The organism is Amycolatopsis sp. cg13, from assembly GCF_041346965.1.
Taxonomy (GTDB): Bacteria; Actinomycetota; Actinomycetes; order Mycobacteriales; family Pseudonocardiaceae; genus Amycolatopsis.
Window position 1 is genome coordinate 485,753 of sequence record NZ_CP166848.1, and the last position, 13,574, is coordinate 499,326.

Annotated in this window: 10 protein-coding genes; 4 read left to right on the forward strand and 6 right to left on the reverse strand. The window is 70.6% G+C overall.

From position 1 onward, the window contains the following. Position 1 precedes the first annotated feature (1 nt). Together AB5I40_RS02040 and AB5I40_RS02045 are read right to left on the reverse strand one after the other, a co-directional pair. Entirely contained in the window at positions 2–1,033 is a 1,032-nt protein-coding gene (locus AB5I40_RS02040) for a hypothetical protein (RefSeq protein ID WP_370936701.1), read from the reverse strand. Further along, entirely contained in the window at positions 1,030–2,349 is a 1,320-nt protein-coding gene (locus AB5I40_RS02045; protein ID WP_370936702.1) for a hypothetical protein, read from the reverse strand. The genes AB5I40_RS02040 and AB5I40_RS02045 overlap by 4 nt, the downstream gene beginning before the upstream one ends. Before the next feature lie 386 nt (positions 2,350–2,735). Here AB5I40_RS02045 and AB5I40_RS02050 point away from each other — a divergent pair, with 386 nt between their 5' ends. From AB5I40_RS02050 to AB5I40_RS02065, 4 genes are all read left to right on the forward strand, one after another. Continuing rightward, a complete protein-coding gene (locus AB5I40_RS02050; protein ID WP_370936703.1) occupies positions 2,736–4,337 on the forward strand; it encodes a flavin monoamine oxidase family protein in 1,602 nt (533 codons plus the stop codon). Between the two features lie 51 nt (positions 4,338–4,388). Further along, positions 4,389–4,856 carry a cyanase gene (gene cynS / locus AB5I40_RS02055; RefSeq protein WP_370940438.1) on the forward strand — a complete coding sequence of 156 codons (468 nt, stop codon included), beginning with the start codon at positions 4,389–4,391 and terminating at the stop codon, positions 4,854–4,856. 155 nt (positions 4,857–5,011) lie between these two features. After that, positions 5,012–5,242 carry an MbtH family protein gene (locus AB5I40_RS02060; RefSeq protein WP_370936704.1) on the forward strand — a complete coding sequence of 77 codons (231 nt, stop codon included), beginning with the start codon at positions 5,012–5,014 and terminating at the stop codon, positions 5,240–5,242. 182 nt (positions 5,243–5,424) lie between these two features. Beyond that, positions 5,425–6,390, forward strand: a complete 966-nt coding sequence (locus AB5I40_RS02065) for a hypothetical protein (protein ID WP_370936705.1) — start codon at positions 5,425–5,427, stop codon at positions 6,388–6,390. A 371-nt stretch (positions 6,391–6,761) separates the two neighbouring features. Here AB5I40_RS02065 and AB5I40_RS02070 read toward each other — a convergent pair whose 3' ends face one another. Genes AB5I40_RS02070 through AB5I40_RS02085 form a run of 4 tightly spaced genes read right to left on the reverse strand, consistent with a single transcriptional unit; the run spans position 6,762 to position 13,443 of the window. Next, positions 6,762–8,357 (reverse strand): beta-ketoacyl synthase N-terminal-like domain-containing protein, encoded by a 1,596-nt coding sequence (locus AB5I40_RS02070; RefSeq protein WP_370936706.1) that lies wholly within the window; start codon positions 8,355–8,357, stop codon positions 6,762–6,764. Beyond that, positions 8,354–11,014, reverse strand: coding sequence for an amino acid adenylation domain-containing protein (locus tag AB5I40_RS02075; protein ID WP_370936707.1), 2,661 nt, complete (start codon positions 11,012–11,014; stop codon positions 8,354–8,356). Before AB5I40_RS02075 ends, AB5I40_RS02070 begins: the two co-directional genes overlap by 4 nt. A gap of 3 nt (positions 11,015–11,017) precedes the next feature. Further along, positions 11,018–12,364: a DUF6002 family protein gene (locus AB5I40_RS02080; protein WP_370936708.1), complete on the reverse strand. Its 1,347-nt coding sequence runs from the start codon at positions 12,362–12,364 to the stop codon at positions 11,018–11,020. Next, positions 12,334–13,443, reverse strand: a complete 1,110-nt coding sequence (locus tag AB5I40_RS02085) for a hypothetical protein (protein ID WP_370936709.1) — start codon at positions 13,441–13,443, stop codon at positions 12,334–12,336. The genes AB5I40_RS02080 and AB5I40_RS02085 overlap by 31 nt, the downstream gene beginning before the upstream one ends. Between the last annotated feature and the right edge of the window lie 131 nt (positions 13,444–13,574).

Genomic DNA, 13,574 nt, shown 5'->3' on the forward strand with positions numbered 1-13,574 from the left:
GTCAGAACTCCTCGTCGGCGACGGCTCGCTCGGCCAAGGTCCGGGCGGCGGGCGGCAGCGCTTCGCGGGCTCGTATCAGGGAGACCACCTCGGCCCGGTCTTCCGCCGTGGTTCCGTTGACGTCCGGGTCTGTCGCGCCGACGACGAGACCGATCCGGTCGGGGGACGTCGCCGCCAGTCTGGTCCCGGCTTCGTCCAGGTCCGCGGTTCCGGCGAATCCTGCGCTGCCGAGGTGCAGGGCGGCTTCAGCGAAAGGCTCGCCGTCGTGGGTCGCGACGGCGGTGAGGGACGCGTCGTCGAGCGCGCCCGCCACTTCGACCTCGAGCCGTGCGGCGGTCCTGGTCGCGACGATTCGCCAGGTCACGGTGTCGTCCGCGGCGTCCAGAACGCCGGGCGGCACCCGGGCCCAATCGACACTGGCGCTTCCCGCGGCGAGGACGCCCTCGCTGGACGCCGAGGGGCCGGAGCCCGCCGCCAAGGCGTACGCACGTTGGCCAGGGGCTACCCGAGCTGCCAGGTCAGCTGCGGCTTCGGCTCGTTCGAGGTCGTCCTGACGGTCGAACCAGGTGGAAATCTGCGTGCACAGCTGCCGGGTTTCCTCGGCTGCCGGTCCTGCGGCGAGCAAGCCATTCGCTGCGTCGAACAGCTCTCCCGGACTGGCCTCGAAGCCGTCGAGCAAGCCTTCGGCGATGTCCTCCACCGCCGTGGTCGCGACGGCCGCTTCTAAGTCCAGCAGCGCCGGGTCGAGCGACGGGATGCCGAGGGCCGGGCTGGCGGGCCACCAGCGGCGGGCCCACAGCAGAAGCGCGAGGCGGGCCAGTTCCGGCCGGGCCGGGACGTCGACGTGCCCGTCGCGGAGTGCGGTCAAGCTGGCTTCGGCGCCGACGAGCCTGGTCAGCCACGGTTCGGCCGCGCCGGCGTCGGTGAGTTCGATCCGCATCGACGCCGCCGGACCGCCGAGCAGATCGGCCAGGGCGAACCGGATGAGGCCGCCGTCCGCCGCGACGACTGGAGTATGCACGGGATGCGTCACGAGGCGGCCTCCAAGCGCGGCAGGCTGGCGACGAGGGCGCGGCGCACCTTCGTCCGCAGGTCGAGCGACGTCGAGCGGACGACTCCGGTGAGGAGGTCTCGGATGTCGGCTGCGGCGGCCGGAGCTTCGCCGCTGACGTCGAAGCCGTGCAACCGCACCCACAGTCGCGCGAGGAACCGCTTGGCGAACTCGCGCAGGTCTCGCAGGACCTCGGCGTCCGGCTGCGCGGTGAGGGGCGTGGAACCGGCCAGGGCTCGGCGTGCGTACAGGACGTAGCCCTCTCTGGCGACCTGAGCGTTGAGCCGTTGCGCGAATTCCGGGAGGTCGCCCCGGGGCCCGTCGAGCGGCCGCAGCGCGGGTGCGAGGAAGACGCCAAGCACGAAACAGGTTGCCAGCACGGGTAATTCGAGCCCGAATCCGGCGGCCGTGCGGCTGAGTTCTCCGTCGACGAGACTCGCGACGGGGTTCTGTTCAGCGGCGGGGAGACGGCGCAAAGTGGCGCGGACGCGGCGTTCGATGCTGCGTTCGAGAAGCTCGCTGCCGGTTTCGTCGCGCTGGTTCAGCGGCGGCACTGCGGTGCATTCGCCGCGCTGAAGGCCGAGATCAGGCGCGGTCAGGCCGGAAACCTCGCGGACGGCCCGGGCGAGTGCGGCGGTGCCTCCGGGCTGGCGCAACGCGAGGCCGAACGCGTGTCCGGCAGGGGAGTCAGCGAGTGCTTGCCAGGCCTCGTCGGTGAAGCCGTTGACGACCGCGGTGAGCAGCGTGGTGGCGTCTTTCGCCGGGTACGGGTGCGGTGTGGTGTGCCAGCGGCGGCGCAGTTCGGCGGTCAATTCGGCGGTGCGCTGGGGGTCTGCCAGGTACCGGCTCAACTGATCGACCCCGGCCGCACCGTCTTCGCCGTGCCACTCGCGCAACGCCGACGCGGCCCGCTCCGGCGCGGAGGCGTCCGGCATGCCGAAGGCGGTCGCGAGTTCGTAGGCGAGCGGGAAGCACACGTCCTGGACGTTTCCCGCCGTGATGCGCAGGGCCCGGCGCTGCCGTTTCAGGTGGGTGAACCACGCCGCCGTGGCGCGCAGCCGTGCCGAATCGGCCAGCAGCAGCTCGGTCGCTTCCGCCGCGGCGGCCGGATCCAGCAGCGGGCGGCCCAGGCGGGGCCGAGCCGCGGTGCGGATGACCAGCGGATCGATGATCTTCTTGACCGTGCGGGTCAGCGGACCGCCGTCGCCCGCCGAAAGGACTTCGACGTCCGGGATCCGTCGCCAGGCCTGTGCGAGAACGGCCGAGCGCAACCGGGACTGCTCCTCGCCTGCCGTCATCGCGCCCCCTCGCTCCGCCCGCACTTTATCCTGCCGCCCGGCCCGGTGTCTGACGGGCATATTCCACCGCTGGCGGAAACGCCCGGGAAAGGCAGGAGACTTCGGCGGCGAACGCGGAATCGACCGCAGAATGAGGCGGGAACGCGCGTTTCCCCGGGTTTTCGCTGAATTCGGCTGCCAGGTGGTGCAACGGATACAGAAGTTCGGCACGGTCCGCGGTGCGGAAGGCGTAATGCGATTAAAGCTATTACCCGGCGCGGCTCAGGCCGGTTGCCCGGAATGTTGTATTGAGCGGCTCGCGCGATCTGCAGTAGGCTCGCCGCAGCTTCGCCGCGCTGAGGAAATCCTTATGTCTTGCGGTTCTTGGGGAGAGGGGAAGATGTCCGATGGCTGGTTCTGTCGTGGCGCCGGGATTGAGCAGGCGGCGGTTTATTTCGGCAATGGGCGCCGCGGGCGGCGCGGGCGCGATGTTCGCGACGATGGGGGCGCTGGGTCTCGCTCCGACGGCTCGCGCGAGCGCGGGTTACGAGCCGCCGCGCCGGTCGGACTTCACGCTGACCGGGCGCGGAGCGGCGAAAGTGGTGATTCTCGGCGGCGGCGTTGCCGGGCTGGCGACTGCGTACGAACTGACGAAGGGCGGATACGACTGCACCGTTCTGGAGGCGGCTGATCGTCCGGGCGGCCGGAACTTCACCGTGCGCGGCGGCACCGTGCAGACCGATGTGCGCGGAAATAAGCAAACCGCCGCGTTCAGCGAGGGAATCTATCTGAACGCCGGTCCGGCGAGGATCGCGCAATGGATGGTCACGCTCGATTACTGCTGTGAACTCGGGGTGCCGATCGAGGTTTTCACGAATGCCAACGCGAGCGGTTTCGTCTTCAATGAAGCGGCCGGAATGCGGCAGCCGCAGCGGATCCGGACCGCCAAAGCCGACGTGTACGGATATGTCAGCGAACTGCTCGCCAAGGCGACCGACCAGGGCGCGCTGGACAGCGAACTCACCGCGACGGACAAGGAACGGCTGCTCGATTTCCTGCGGGACTGGGGCGCGATCGGGGACAAGGCGGCGGGCAGGCGCTACGTCGGCTCGTCCCGGCGCGGCTACTCGACCGATCCGGGCGCGGGCGACCAGGCGGGCGTGCCGCTGGGCCCGGTGCCCTCGTTGGCCCAGACGCTCGCCGACGGCGCCGGCCGGTACTTCTCCTTCGATTTCACCTACGAGCAGGCGATGCTGATGTTCCAGCCGGTCGGCGGCATGGACCGGATCCCGGCGGCGCTGGCGCGCGTGCTCGGTCCGCGGCGGCTTCGGCTGGGCACGGAGGTCACCAGGATCGTCAACGCGCCGGACAAGGTCGCCGTCACCTTCCTCGAACCGAACGGCAAGGAGGGCTACCTCGTCGCCGATTTCTGCGTCGCCGCGCTCCCGCCGCAGGTGCTGGCCCGGATACCGCACAACCTCGGCGCGGACGTCCAGGCCGCGCTCGGCCAGTGGCGGCTCGGCACGGCCGCGAAGATCGGCCTGGAGTACAACAGCCGGTGGTGGGAGACCGACTACCGGATCTACGGCGGGATCACCGACACCGACCTGGACATCGAACGCATCTGGTACCCGTCGCACGGTTTTCACGGACCGCGCGGGCTGCTCGTGAACTACTGCTACGGCAACCACGCCCGGCAATACGGGGAGCTCTCCCCGGACCAGCGGGTGCGGCGGGCGGTGGAGCAGGGCGTGAAAATTCACGGCGCGAAGCACCGCACCGAACTGGCGAACTCGTTCTCGGTCGCCTGGCATCTCATGCCGCACCTCGAAAGCGCGTGGGCCACGCCTCCGCTCGGCACCCCGGCGTACCAGCTGCTCGGAAAACCGGCCGGACGGGTGTACTTCGCCGGGGACTGGCTCACGCACCTCACCGCCTGGCAGGCTGGGGCGTTCGAGTCCGCGCGGCTGGCGGTCCGGCGACTGCACGAGCGCGTCCTGTCCCGCTGAACTCCCGGCGGCGCGGCGGCAAGCGGTCCCTCCGAGGAAAGGACTCCCATGGTGCACTCCCAGTTCGACCCGGCCGTCCGCGCGGAGCTGGCCGCGAAGGCGGTGGCGGCCAAGACCCGCGAGGGCCTCAGCTGGCAGCAGATCGCCGACGCAGCCGGTCTGTCGGCGGTGTTCACGACCGCCGCCGTGCTCGGGCAGCACCCGCTGCCGAAGGAGTCCGCCGAGGCCGTGGCCTCGCTGCTCGGCCTGGACGGCGACGCCGCGCTGCAGCTGCAGACGGTGCCCGTCCGCGGCTCGATCCCGGAGCGGGTGCCGACCGACCCGACCATCTACCGCTTCTACGAGATCCTGCAGGTCTACGGAACGACGCTGAAGGCGCTCATCCACGAGCAGTTCGGCGACGGCATCATCTCGGCCATCAACTTCAAGCTCGACGTGAAGAAGGTCGACGACCCCGAGGGCGGTTCGCGGGCCGTGATCACCCTGGACGGCAAATACCTGCCGACCAAGCCGTTCTGAGCGCGCGGCGGGCCGGCCCGCCAGTTTTCTGAACCGATTCCGGCGAAGAATTCCGGAACCGGGTAGTCTGGACGGCAAACTGCTCGTCGTCGGGGCAATGCTGGTCTATCCTGCTCTCAGTGCGGTGTTGTCGCCGACCGGAACAGGAGAACGCTGTGACCAATCCGTTCGAAGACGAGAATGGGTTTTACCTCGTCCTGGTCAATGCCGAGAATCAGCATTCGCTGTGGCCCGAGTTCGCCGCCGTGCCCGCCGGATGGACGACCGTCCACGGACCGGCGTCGCGGGTGGAGTGCCTGGACTACGTCAACGAAAACTGGACTGACCTGCGGCCCGCCTCGTTGATCGCCGCGATGGCCGACGCCGCCGAGCCGCCTGCGCGCTGACGCCTCCCGGGCCGGGAAATCCCGGAAACGACACTGGTCGCCGCGTTTGGAAATGCTTTTGGGGTGCGTTTAATGGCCGCCGCTTCAGTGTTGAAGCGACGATTGTATTCTTCATGTACGCGGGCCTGATTGACTTCGCCTGGAGGGGGATTAAACGGCGTTTCTGTCAGATCGGTGGTATAGTGATCCGGCTTCGTCTGACCCTGGAGTCATTTCAGTCCGTCCGATTTCTCGAAGGCCCCCTTCCGGTTGTCGAACTGCTCGGCGCGCTGTGCCGGCTGAGAAGGGACGCGCGCCCCGCCGGGCATTTCCCGGTCCGGCTCCGGCCGCCCCGCCCGATCCGGCCGCTGTTCGACCTGTTCTCCGCGCGCGGCGAGGTGCCGGACTTCCTCGTCTCGCGCCGCGCCGAGATCGGCTCCGCGCTGGACGACCTCGCGGCCCTGCCCGCCGACCGGGTCCGCGCCGACCTCGCGGCGACGTTCCGGCTGAAGCAGCCCGCCGCGTGGCTGCACGACCTCGCCTCCGGCAGCGACGACGCGAGAACGGCGCTGGTCAACGCCGTCGAGGAGGGATACCGCAGCCTGGTCGAGCCGCAGTGGGCGGAGATCGTCGCGACCGCCCAGGCCGACCTGGTCCAGCGGGCGCACATCATGCTGCGCCAGGGCGTGGCGAGAGCGATCGGTTCGGTGTCCGCCGGAATCGGCCAGCTCGGGAACGTGGTGGAGATCGGCAGTCCCGCCGACCGGGACCTGCCCGCGCCGCACGGGCTGGACTTCGTGCCGTCGTGCCTGGCCCCCGAGACGGTAGTGATCCCGGGCGGCGCGGGCGAACCGGTGACGGTCGTGTACCCGATCCCGGGCGTGTCCGCGCGAAGCGGCCCGGGCCGATCGAGCGGCGACGGCCTGTCGGCGCTGGTCGGGGCCCGCCGCGCGGCGATCCTGCGGGCGGCGGTCGTGCCGCGCGGGACGACGGAACTCGCGGTGCAGGCCGGGGTGAGTTTGTCGTCGGCTTCGGAACACGCGAGCGCGTTGCGCAACGCCGGGCTGATCATGACGGTGCGGGCGGGGCGGAAGGTGCTGCATACGGCGACGGAGCTGGGTGCTTCGCTGGTGCGGGCGAGCGATGCGCGGTTGTGCGACGCCCGTTGACCTCCGATAGGGAGGATCGCTGGCGGGCGCGGTTGAACGGTGCCGGTTGGGCGGCTTGCGGGCAGGGGCTTTCGGGCAGTGCGCCGCTGGGCTGGTGGCGGGTGGTTGGAGCTTGCTGGACGGCGGTTCCGCGGGCTGCTGCGTGGCATCGCGGACAGGGAGGCGGTTTCGCGCTGAGCTGGTGGCGGGGCGGGAGGTGGTGGGTGACCTGAGTTGCCCTCGGCCGGGCAGGGCCGCGTGGCCAGGTGGCGGGTGGTCGGAGCTTGCTCGGCGGCGGTTCCGCGGGCTGTTGCGTGGCGTCGCGAGGCCGGGACCAGTCTCCGAGCGCGTCCGGGCTGGTCGTGGCGGAAGTTGCGTGACATGACCTGGCCTCATTCGGGCAGCACCGGAACCCCTTTGGCCCAGTGGCGGGTTCGTTCGAATGGATAGGTCGGCAGCCACACGCGGCGGCGGCCGGGTGCGAAGACCGTTGACCAGTCAGGTGTGCCGCCCTCCATCCACAGCCTGCCTAGGTTCGCCAGCTCGGCGGATGGGGAACTCCCGACGATTTCGAACTGCCGAAAGGGCCACGCCCGGCGACCGGTGGCCAAGGTGAATGCGACATCGGCCAGTGGCAGGTCCGGTTCGCGCGCGAGGTGATCTCGGAGCTGGGCCGCGACAGTCGCCAGGGCTTGCGGGGTGCGAGCGGACAGGACGAGGAGGTGCTGGGAGCAAGACTCAGGGCGAGGGAGCGGCGGGGGCTGTTCGACGAGGACGTGCGCGTTCGTCCCGCCGAGGCCGAATGAGCTGACTCCGACTCGGCGGGGTGCGGCCAGTTCGACGGGCTCGGTGTTGACCGTAAAACCGCCCGAGACAGGGAGATGCGGGTTCGGACGCCGGAAATGCGCGGTCGGCGGAACGATGCCGTGCCGGGCGACCAGGGCGGACTTGATCAGGCCGACCACTCCGGACGCCCCGTCCAGGTGGCCGATCGCGGGCTTCACCGAACCGAGAAGGCATCCGGGGATCCCGGCGAGCCGGAAGGCGCGGTCGAGGGCGTCGACTTCCAGTGCGTCGCCGAGAAGGGTGCCGCTGCCGTGTGCTTCCACATAGCTGGCGGTCTCGATTTCCGCTGCCCGCAACGCTTCCAGCACGACAGCGGCCTGCCCGCTGCCGCTGGGAGTGCGGTAATCGGGGCGGTCGCCGTCGTTGTTGATTGCCCAGCCGCGGATCACAGCGTGGATGGCGTCGCCGTCGTCCAGAGCGTCGGCGAGGCGTTTGAGCAGGACGGCGCCGGAGCCGCTGCCGAAGACCGAGCCGTCCGCGTCCGCGTCGAAGGTGCGGCAGCGGCCGGACAGCGAGACCAGGCCGTCATCTCCGGCCAGGCGGGCTGGGTAGGGGATGGCGGCGGCGCCGGCGAGGGCGAGGTCGCAGCGGAAGTCGGCGAGGTTTTGTGCGGCCAGGCATACCGCGACCAGCGAAGACGAGCACGCGCTTTGCACGGCCAGGCTGGGGCCTAACAGGCCGAGTGCGTAGGACACGCGGGCGGCGGCATGGTCGGTCGCGGTGCCTACTGAGTGCGCGCCGGGCCAGGCGCCGGACAAGCGGTAGTGCTCGTACCAGCTCGGGCCGACGCTGGCGAAGACTCCGGTGTCGGGACACGAAGCCGGGTCGCAGCCTGCGTCCTCGAAGGCTGACCACGACGTTTCCAGCAGCAGTCGGTGTTGCGGATCGAGTTGGGCGGCTTCGTCCGCGCTGTAGCCGAAGAACTCGGCGTCGAAGTCGGCGATTCCGGCGAGGTGGCCGACTGAGCGCACCAAATCAGGGGCACGCAGCAGTGCTTCCTCGACTCCGGCGGCGCACAGTTCATCGTCGGTGTAGCGGCGGATCGGGTCGACGCCGGTGAACAGGTTGCGCCACAACGCCTCCGGGTTCGCCGCGCCGGGGACCCGGCACGCCATGCCGATGATCGCGATGTCCTCGGTCATCGGGACCGCCGGGCGGCGCGGCGGCGGGACATGCGGTCGCCGACTCGGTCTAGCGCACCGTCGGAGCTGGTTGACAGGGAGGCGGCAAAAGCGGTGATGGTGGGGTGGTCGAAGAACCGGCCGAGGGGGATTTCGACGCCGAGTTCCTCCTCCAGCAGGCGTTTCAGCACCGGGACCTGTGCGGAGTGGCCGCCGAGCGCGAAGAAGTCTTTGTCCCTAGGCGGGTTCGGCAGGCCGAGCACGGTCGACCAGGCGCGGGTGATCGCCTGGCGCACGTCGCCTTGAGGTCGGCGGGCCGGCGACGGAACGGGTAGTACGCGGACGTCGACCTTTCCGGTGCTGGTCAGCGGGAAAGTGTCGAGGACGGTGACCGAACGCGGGACCAGGTAGTGCGGCAGCTTCCGGGCGAGCGCGTCGAGCAGCGAGGCCGGATCCGGGCGCGAGCCCCGTGGCACGACGTACGCGAGGATTTCGCTCTGCCCGGCGACAGCGACGGCCTGCGCGACCCCGGGCTGAGCGCACAGAGCGGCTTCGACCTCGCCGAGTTCGACTCGGTAGCCGCGGATTTTCACCTGCCGGTCGGCGCGGCCGAGGTGCATAAGGGTGCCGTCCGGCAGCCTGCGGGCGAGGTCTCCGGTGCGGTAGGCGGGCACGCCGTCGATCGTCACGAACTTCCCGACGGACGCGGATGGATCCCGCCAGTAGCCCGGCGCGATGTGCTGGCTGAGCACGGTGATTTCGCCGCGCAGGCAGGTGCGGCGGCCTGCCGGGTCGAACAGGACGACTTCGACGCCCGGCAACTGGCGGCCGACTGGGATCACCTCGCCGTCCATGACCGCGTCGGGTCCCAGATGGTGTTGCGTGACGAAGCTGATCTCGGTCGCACCGTAGCCGTTGACGAATACGCAATCCGGCGCACCGACGCGGCGTGCCCGTTCCACGTCGTCGCGGCGCACCTGTTCGCCGCCGAGGAGAACCGCGCGCAGGGCGGGCAGTCGACGGTCGCCGAGCGAGTCGGTCAGGTAGCGGAACATCGTCGGCGTCGAGTGGTAGACCGTCACCTCGTGTTTCGCGAGGACCTCGCCGAGTGCGGTGACGCCGTGCGCGGCGACGTCGAACGGCACCACGGCGGCACCGCTGAGCAGCGCGGAGAACAGGTCGGTGACGGCCATGTCGAAGCCGAAGGACGTGAGCAGGCCGAGCCGGTCGGCGGGGCTGATCCGGAAGTTGTCGACGTGGTTGCGGACCTGGAAGAGGACGTTCGCGTGCGGCTGCGCGACTGCCTTCGGCTTGCCGGTCGATCCCGAGGTGTACAGGACGTAGGCGAGGGAATCACCGGACGCCGTAATGTCCGCTGGGCGGGATTCCACTGTGGACAGCTGGTGCACGGTCAGCGTCGGGGCGATCCGGTCGCACAGGGGCTGGTGTTCCGGGTCGGTCAGGACCGTGGTGGCGCCTGCGTGGGACAGGATCGCGGCCAGCCGGTCGGGCGGATGATGCGGGTCTAGCGGAACGTACGGCCGTCCGGTGAGGGCGGCGGCGACGATCGCGACGATGTGCGCTGGTCCGTGCGGGAGCAGCAACCCGACGGGGCCAGTGCCGGACCGCAGCAGGGCGGCGGTTCCGGCGGCGCGGGCGGCGAGTTCTTCGTAGGTGAGGGTTTCGGTGTCGGTGAGGATCGCCGGATTGGCGGGAAACTGTTGGCAGATCTCGGCGAACCGGTGTGCGATCGAGGTCGCGTCGGCGGGGAACAGGGGCTCGCCGGAGGGCTCGAGGGTCGCTGTCCGGTCGCCGCGGGCGTGGGGCAGCAACGCCGCCGTGGAGCGATCCGGGTGGTCGAGGATCTCGGCCAACAGGGTGGGCAGGTCGGCGGCGAGATCGGCCAGCAGGGATTCCGGCAGGCGCCCGAGCCAGGTGATCCGGGGGCGGTTCGTCCGCAGGGTCAGGACGATCTCCAGGTCGTACGACGTCGAGGAGCGGGCGATCGGTTCCAGGCTGAGCCTGCCTGCGGTGATGGGCGGGCCGTCCTCGCCGAGGGCGAAAGCGCGCAGGCTCCGATTGTCGAGTCCGGTGAGGAATTCGTCGGCCGCAACCGCTGCTTCGACTCCAGTGACCGCCGTGCGCTGGGCGGTGGCGACGTCGCTGAGTGCGGTCGAAACCGATCGATCCTCACTGAGGTCGACGATGAGCGCCGAGCCGTCGGGCAGGCCGAGTGGTACCGCGGCGGTGCCGGTGTAGCGCCGCAGCAGCAAGGCGATCGCGGTGAGAAACACCGTCGCGGGCTGATCGGCGAAGCGCGCGTCGAGGTCGGTGGTCAACCGCGCGCAGCGGCCGGACGCGGCCAGGTCGAGCCGGGAGCCGACCGCGTGGCTCGCTGCGACGGCTGGGGTGAACTCGGGTGCGGAAGAACCGGAAAGTTCAGCGACGAGGTGTGCCAGGAACTGCCCGAACCACAGGTGCGTGGCGTCGGGCGGAGCGACCAGCAACTCGTGCTCGTCCTCGGCTAGAGAACGCAGGCTTGCCCGCAGAGGAGATGCGTCCTCTGGCAGAGCGTCCACTGTGGAGGGCGGATCGTCCGGAAGCCGGGCGGCGATCCGCTTCAGGACGGCAGACAGCTCCGCCCGGTCGAGCGGTCCGGTGATGCGCAGCGCCCGCACGGGTCACCGCCCCGCCGGGACGGCCAGCGCCGCGTCCACCGCGGCACGCACCTGGTCCAACCCGGCGACCGGCACGAGCGCCGACGGTTCGATCGGCTGGTAGTCGGCGGCGGTGTACGTCCCCGACGCGTGCAGGACGATCTCGGTGCCCGCCGGGACCAGCCGTCGCTCGATCGCGTTCAGCACGCCGGTCATCGCCATCACCAGCGACCATTCCCGCAGCTCGGCGTGGTCGGCGGGCATCGGCCGTCCGGCGGCGTTCAGCAGGTCGCGGATCATCGCGTACCGGCTCGTGCACTCCCGCCGGGACACGACGATCCCGGTTCCGCCGAAGCGCCGCACGAGCGGGTCCATCGTCTGCGAGGTGGCCGGGCGGCGGGTGTAGAACGTCGGCTCCAGCACCTCGTCCGGGTCCTCTGTGGACAGCGGGAAGTGCGGGTCGGCGTCCTGGACGTAGTGCCCGGCCGAGCGGCGGTACTGCGGCGCGTTCGCGGGGTCGTGGCCGCCGTGGAGCAGGCTCAGCACCATGTCGGGCGCGCCGAGATGCTGGACCAGCAGGAAACCCGGGTGCGCGGCCGGATCCGCTTCGAGCTGTTCCCGGCCCTGGTGGTAGCCGAGCAGGCCGAACGCGCTCGACACGGCGTGCGCGTGCCAGCGCTTGCCGCGAGCTGGGTCGACGTCGTGTTCGAAGAAGGCCCGGGCGGCGTCGGCGACCAGGTAGTTGTCGAGGTCGAGGGTGAACCAAAGCCGCGGTGAACCGGGACGGACTTCCTCGTGGGCCACGAATTCGCGGGCGAGGTCTTTGACCTGCTCCGGTCGTGGGCTGTCCAGCAGGAGCACCGGATTGCGGCGGGCCAGCTCCGGTTCGCGGGACAGCGCGCTGGAACGGAATTTCGCCTCGGAACGGGCGGGCGCGAGCACGATCACCCGGAGCTGGCCGGGCCGGACGAGGCCGCTCGCGATCGCGCGGTCTACTGCGTCGCGCAGCGCGACGCCCTTGTTCGCGGACGTCGGCGTGAAGATCACGATCGGCTCGCCGGTGCGGCGGATGTGCTCGACCGCCCTCGCGCCGATCAGCAGGGAGGCGAAGGTTTTCGTGGTGTGGGTGCCGGGGTTGCCGGTGAGGTCGAGCAGCCGGATCGAGTGGCCGCCGATCTCCGCCAGCGGGCCCCAGGCCGCGGTCGCGACGGAGAAGTACTCCCGGGTCGCGGGGTCGAGATCGGGCAGCGCGGAGCCGGGAGCGAACCGGCCCGGCGAGGTGACCGGAGCGGGCACGCGGCGTTCGATGTCCGCGCGGATCCGGGCGTAGTAGTCGGTGATCAGGTTCCGGGACGCGCGGGGGACGGGCATCGCTCCTCCTCGTTCGGGACAGGGGCAGGGGAGCGCAGACGGTCGCGCAGTTCCAGGAGCCGGTCGCAGACGGAAGCGGTGTCCTGGACCGGGAATCCGGCCGCGACGTCGGGCAGGTACGGCAGCAAGGCCGTGCGCGCGGTTTCGCCGAACACGACGTCGGAGCCCTCGACCACGACTCCGTCCCGGTGCCCGTCGCGCTGGTTTCGCCGCACCGCGACGTCTTCGGCGACGGGCAGGTCGAGGGTCAGCGAGCCGGCGCGGATCCGCACCGGATACCCGCCCGGCAGCCCGAGCGGTCCCGGCACGTTCGTCCGGAGGTCTGCGCCGGTCAGCAGGCTTTCGACCAGGAGGGCGGCGGCGTGCCCGGTCACCGCGTTCAGTTCCCGGCGGTCGACCGCGCGGAGCTTGGCCAGCCGGGCCGTGACGTCGGCCAACGGCTCATCGTCCAGCCAGGCCAACGCTTCGTCGGCGTCGTCGTCGGGTGCGTGCAGGTGGACGTGGTGGGCGAGAACGCGCAACGTCCGGGTGTCGTCGGCGGGCAGCGTCGCGCGGAGGGCGGCGGCGAGGGTCATCACGTTGCCGATGCCGCAGAACACCGGCAGTCCCAGGGCTTTCAGCAGAGGGTTGACCGCGTCCGGGAAGCAGCCGTTGACCAGCAGCGACTCCGGACTGGCCGCCGCCACCGCCTGGGCGAGCGAGATCGCGGGTCCGGCTTGGAGCGGCAGAGTGAGCCCGAAACCACCGCGGCGCAGCAGGTTCGTCCACTCCGACGGGTTCGTCATCCGCTCCCACGGGGACTGGTGCGAGGCGCAGTTCAGCACCACCGTCGGCTGAGTCTGCGCCAAGACGTCTCGCAGGCCGGTCAGGGGCCCCGCTTCAAAGCGGACTGGCGAGCCGCTCAGCCGCGCCCGCATTTCGGCGAGATCCGCGACCTCCCGCGCTTTTTCGGGCCTGCGCGCCAGGACGTGCACCACGGCCGGAATCCTCGCCAGGGCAAGCGAAAAGCACGCGCTGCGGGCCAGGGATCCGCTCCCGGCGACGACGACGTGGGGCACCCGGGCCGAATTCTCGGTCAATCTGGGTCCTTTCGCGGGAGAACGGGGCTCACGGTAGCCGCGTCCGCCCGCTCGCCACCGTGGTTTCGCCTGGGTCCGAAAGCATGGACGCACGCGGGCGGCCTGGATCTACTGGCGAGGAGAAGGTTGTC

Bases quoted from the DNA above. Each gene is read 5' to 3' on its own strand.
- AB5I40_RS02045 (WP_370936702.1), bottom strand. From the start codon at position 2,349: ATGACGGCAGGCGAGGAGCAGTCCCGGTTGCGCTCGGCCGTTCTCGCA.
- AB5I40_RS02050 (WP_370936703.1), top strand. From the start codon at position 2,736: ATGGCTGGTTCTGTCGTGGCGCCGGGATTGAGCAGGCGGCGGTTTATT.
- AB5I40_RS02070 (WP_370936706.1), bottom strand. From the start codon at position 8,357: ATGACCGAGGACATCGCGATCATCGGCATGGCGTGCCGGGTCCCCGGC.
- AB5I40_RS02080 (WP_370936708.1), bottom strand. From the start codon at position 12,364: ATGCCCGTCCCCCGCGCGTCCCGGAACCTGATCACCGACTACTACGCC.